General features: G+C 59.6%; 2 protein-coding genes. Both read right to left on the reverse strand.

Annotated elements, in window-relative coordinates:
- Positions 1–861: 16S rRNA (cytosine(1402)-N(4))-methyltransferase RsmH (rsmH, locus tag ACIONG_RS30550; protein ID WP_401304768.1), on the reverse strand; the 861-nt coding region annotated here is incomplete at its 3' end.
- A complete protein-coding gene (gene mraZ / locus ACIONG_RS30555; RefSeq protein WP_401304771.1) occupies positions 858–1,262 on the reverse strand; it encodes a division/cell wall cluster transcriptional repressor MraZ in 405 nt (134 codons plus the stop codon). The genes rsmH and mraZ, both read right to left, overlap by 4 nt.
- Positions 1,263–1,264 lie beyond the last annotated feature (2 nt).

Genomic DNA, 1,264 nt, shown 5'->3' on the forward strand with positions numbered 1-1,264 from the left:
GCCATGGACTTTGATTTTCGGTTCGAACGCTACGTGACGAACCGGCAGGTTGCGCGGCAGGTTGTCGGCTTCGCCTTTCACCAGCTTGCGCATGAACAGTTTGACGATGCGGTCTTCCAGCGAGTGGAAGCTGATGACGACCAGACGGCCGCCGACTTCCAGAGCTTCGAGTGCGGCTTCGAGGCCGGCTTCCAGATCGCCCAGTTCGTTGTTGACGTGAATGCGCAAACCCTGGAATGCACGGGTGGCCGGATTCTTGCCCTTTTCCCACGCCGGGTTGGCGACTTTCAGCACTTCAGCCAGATCGGCGGTGCGCTCGAACGGTTTGATATCGCGACGCTCGACGACGGCGCGAGCCATACGACCGGAGAAACGTTCTTCGCCGTATTCCTTGAACACCCGGGCGATTTCCTCAGCCGGCGCGGTGTTGACGAATTCGGCAGCACTGATGCCACGGGACGGATCCATGCGCATGTCCAGCGGGCCATCGTTGAGGAAACTGAAGCCGCGCTCAGCGTCGTCGAGCTGCGGTGAAGACACGCCGAGGTCGAGCAGAATGCCGCTGACCTTGCCACTCAGCCCCTGCTCGGCAACTACCGAACCCAGCTCGGCAAAGCTGCGCTGCACAACGACAAAGCGGCCGTCTTCGGCCGCTAGCGTTTGCCCGGTGGCAATCGCTTGTGGATCTTTGTCGAACCCGATGAGCCGACCGTCCGTGCCGAGCTGGCTGAGGATCAGCCGGCTGTGTCCGCCGCGCCCGAACGTTCCGTCCAGATAGCAGCCATCAGGACGTACGGCGAGAGCCTCGACGGCTTCGTCAAGCAGTACGGTGATGTGGTTAAAGCCGCTATCAATAGTCACAGGATCAAATCACGCAGTTCATCAGGCATCGCGCCCGGTTGTTGAATAGCAGCCAGGTCAGCGGCAGAAACCGCATTCCAGGCATCCTCGTCCCACAATTGGAACTTGTTCAGTTGGCCCACCAGCATCGCTTTCTTATCAAGCCTGGCGTACTCGCGCAGACGCGGTGGAACCAGGAAACGACCACTGCCATCGAGTTCGAGGTCGACGGCATTACCAATCAGCAAACGTTGCAGGCGACGGTTCTCTTCGCGGAGCGAAGGAAGCGCGCGCAACTTGGTTTCAATAATTTCCCACTCGTCGAGCGGATAGACACACAGACACGGATCAACGGCATCAATGGTCACGATCAACTGGCCGGAACTGCGCGAATCGAGCTCGTCACGGTACCGGCAGTTGATCG

It is taken from the genome of Pseudomonas sp. NPDC087817, assembly GCF_044742875.1.
Taxonomy (GTDB): Bacteria; Pseudomonadota; Gammaproteobacteria; order Pseudomonadales; family Pseudomonadaceae; genus Aquipseudomonas.